Raw genomic sequence first — 3,317 nt, forward strand, 5'->3', positions numbered from 1 at the left:
TTCGGCGCAATGGACGGCAGGGTCGTTGACCATGCAGGGAAAATGTCTCCTTGGCTGCCGGGCGTCCCTGTCGCATGACGTGTACCCTGTCCGCCGCTCGCCACTGGGGCAGGCGGCAGGGGGGATGTTCTTTTTTTCTTTTCTTCTTCCGCTGGATCGCTGCTGTTGCCCGGCATCCGGGCTTGGTAGCCTCCCGGCGAGGGGCAGGGGGCAGGGGCTTGCGCCGCCCCTTGCCCCCTACGACCCCTTACCCCGCGTTAGGGACAGCCATCCCTGACGGGCAACAGGGGGACGCCGGTCGTACCGCTGGTCTCCTCCCTGCCGCGCGGCAGCGGGCGTTCGGCCTCCCGCTGTCCCGCGCCCACGCGGGACGAGCGTCCGTCCGGCGTCGGAGCTTCCGCCCCTTTCGGGGCGGCGATCTCCTCCGCGCCCTGCCGCGCTTACGTCAACAAGGCGGAATCGTCGCTCCCGCTCCGCAAGCGGTACGTCATCCCTTGCTGTGGGTCGGGGAAAACGGCTTTCCGTTGCTGATTCAGCGCAATGGACGGCGTGTGTTATCCGTTCGAGCATCTTGCCTTTGAAAAAGGCAAAACGCGAGGCGGCGGCACAGCGCCGCCCGCCCCAAAGTAAGCGGAAAAACCACGCTTTTTCCGTAGGGTGAGGGCAGCGTCCGCATGGAAATCGGACACGATTTCCATGCGGATCCGCTCTAAGGCCGCACACCATCAACGCGGAACGATCCACGGGGTCATCGTGCCGCCGTGCCGTCTCCGTCAGCGGGGATGTCCACGCCCAGCGCGCGGGCCTGTTCCGGCGTATTGCAGTTGGCAAACAGACCGTGCGCCGCCTTCGGCAGGGGCAGCAGCAGTCTGGCGTTCTCCGGCAGGATGCTGCGGACGCGCCGCTGTCCGGCCCGCAGGGCGCGCGTCAAAAAGGGCAAGGCGCCGCAACGGTAGACGCCCGCAAGCGGTTCTTCCCAGCCGCCTTGCGTGCGGTAAAAGACGGCCAGCGCCGTTTCCTGTCCGGCAGCCGCCGTCAGCAGACCGCGCAGCAGGGATCCCGGCAGATGCGGCATGTCGCAGGGCAGCGTCAACATGCCCGCCCAGCCCCGCGCCCGCGCCCGCGCCAGACAGGTCGCCAGTCCGGCCAGCGGCCCGATACCGCCGTCCGTCCCGTCCCGCAGATGCTCAGGCAGCGGGCCGCCGCGAACGGCAGCCGTCGCAAACGGCGCATCCGGCACACAGACATATCCGGCATAAGCGCCCCCACGGCCGCAGGAGACCCAGACCTCAGGACACAACGCCGACAGACGCCCGACGGCCTGTCCCAGCAACGTCAGCCCGTCCCGCCCCCGCAACGGCAGGAGCGCCTTGTCCCGCCCCATGCGCCGCGAAAGCCCGCCCGCCAGCACGACGCCCACAAAGGCCCGCTGTCCGTCTCCGTCCGGGCACGCCTCGTCGCCGCATTCGCTCGTCTTCCTCATACGCCCAGCCTAGCGGATGCCCCCTCCCCTGCCAAGCGCATTTTCCGTTTGAAACGCTTTGCCTTTCAAACCATACGGACTGTCGTTTGGCGGGAAAGCACAGTCATCCCGCCCGGTTTGGGCCGGACGACACTGTGCCGCCGCCTCGCATCTCCCCAGAATAAAGCGCGCGCCGGGGAGGCGCTGGAAACATGGACGCGCCGCGCTTTCCCTCTCTTCTCTACCGGGGGACCGGACAGACGAAGGCCGGACTTTCGCGCCGCTCCCCCCTTTCATCCCCCAGAATAAAGCGCGCCGGGGAGGGGTTGGGGGGCGTGGGGGGAAGGGGAGGCCCGCCCGCGCGAGGCGGGGGCCTCCCCTTCCCCCCACAGAGACCATGACCGCCATGCCCGAACACGCCATGCCCTTTGGCGCGGGCGTTTACTTGACAGTCCGGGGGGCACTCCCTAAAGAAAGGGAATATCAACATCAACCTGTCTGCTTCTCATGAAATCGCTTTCCCTTTTTTTTGCGGCTGTTCTGGCCGTTTTTTCTCTTGTCGGCCCGATTGGGGCGGTATCGGCGCACGGGGAGTCCGTCCGCAGCGTGTTGGCCGGGACGTATCCGGTATGGCTGCTCACGCGGGCTGTGACCGAGGGGGTACCGGGCCTTGAGGTCGGGCTGCTCGTGGCGGCGGACACCGGCTGCCCGCATGATTACGCGCCCACACCGGCCGATCTTTTGCGTATCGAGCAGGCCGATCTTATCGTCATCAACGGTCTGGGCATGGAGGACGCCTTCCACGACGCGCTGTCGCGGCGCGGGGGGGACGTGCTGGACTGCGGGGCCGGTCTGGGCGAGGCGCTTGCGGCGTATGCGGGCAAGCTGCCCGCCTCTCGCGGTGGGGAGCACCACGGGCACGAGCACGCGGACAGCGGGGTCGATCCTCACATTTTTGCGGGGCCGCGCCTTGCCGCGCTGATGGCCGAGGGCATCGCGGAAGAGCTTGCCCGGCGGGACCCGGCCCATGCCGCCCGCTATCGGGAGAATGCCGCCGGTCTTGGCGCGGGCCTGGGGGAGCTTTTGGAGCGCCTGCGGCGGCTGACGCAGCGGGGGGGCAGTCCCGTGCGCGTGCTCCTGCAGCATGACGCACTGTCCTATCTGGCGGCGGATGCCGGTCTCGAAGTGCTGGACATCGTACAGGAAACGTCCTCCGAGGCTCCCACGGCCAGCCACCTGATGCGGATACTGGAGGAGGCCCGGCAGGAGCGGCCCGACCTCCTGCTGGGGGAACGGCAGTTCACGGACAAGACCATGCGTATGCTGTCGGAGGAGGCGGGCATCCCCCTGCTCTGCCTGGACTCTCTGGCTTCCGGGCCTGAGGATGTCCCCGCCGACCAGTATCTGCGGGTCATGCGGAACAATGTCAGCCTGCTCGAGGAACGCCTTGCCCACCAGCCTACCCACTGATGTGGCCGTGCGCCTGCGCGGCCTGACGGTGCGCCGCAACGGGCTGACCATCCTGCGGGACATCGACGCGGACGTGCCCCGCGGCGGCAGTACGGTCGTCATCGGCCCCAACGGCGCGGGCAAGAGCACGCTGCTGCTCTGCATCACCGGCGAACTCGCCTGCGAGGGGAGCATAAGCTTTCCCGCCTTCGACCGGCCGCCGCGCATGGCCTATGTGCCGCAGCATGTACAGCTCGACGCGGGCCTGCCGCTGACCGTCCTGGAATTCCTGGCGCTGGGCGACCAGCGCCGCCCGCTCTGGCTCGGCATAGCGGCCGCCGCACGGGAGCGGGCGCTCCGTCATCTGGACATGGTACAGGCGGCGCATCTGCTGCAACGCCGCATG

Annotated in this window: 3 protein-coding genes; 2 read left to right on the plus strand and 1 reads right to left on the minus strand. The window is 68.2% G+C overall.

Features of this window, described 5'->3' with window-relative positions:
- Window positions 1-748 precede the first annotated feature (748 nt).
- The gene (locus tag Q0K00_RS11585; RefSeq protein ID WP_297229696.1) at window positions 749-1,483 is read right to left on the minus strand and encodes a molybdenum cofactor guanylyltransferase; all 735 of its coding nucleotides are present in this window, start codon (window positions 1,481-1,483) and stop codon (window positions 749-751) included.
- A 585-nt stretch (window positions 1,484-2,068) separates the two neighbouring features.
- Here Q0K00_RS11585 and Q0K00_RS11590 point away from each other — a divergent pair.
- Together Q0K00_RS11590 and Q0K00_RS11595 are read left to right on the plus strand one after the other, a co-directional pair.
- Window positions 2,069-2,932 carry a metal ABC transporter substrate-binding protein gene (locus Q0K00_RS11590; RefSeq protein WP_297229698.1) on the plus strand — a complete coding sequence of 288 codons (864 nt, stop codon included), beginning with the start codon at window positions 2,069-2,071 and terminating at the stop codon, window positions 2,930-2,932.
- The coding region (locus Q0K00_RS11595; protein ID WP_297229700.1) for an ATP-binding cassette domain-containing protein at window positions 2,910-3,317 on the plus strand (408 nt) is incomplete at its 3' end. The genes Q0K00_RS11590 and Q0K00_RS11595, both read left to right, overlap by 23 nt.

Origin of the sequence: uncultured Desulfovibrio sp., from assembly GCF_944327235.1 — a bacterium.
GTDB lineage: Bacteria > Desulfobacterota > Desulfovibrionia > Desulfovibrionales > Desulfovibrionaceae > Desulfovibrio.

What these genes read in the sequence shown, in the direction of transcription:
- Q0K00_RS11585 (WP_297229696.1), bottom strand. Translation starts at nt 1,483, where the DNA reads ATGAGGAAGACGAGCGAATGCGGCGACGAGGCGTGCCCGGACGGAGAC.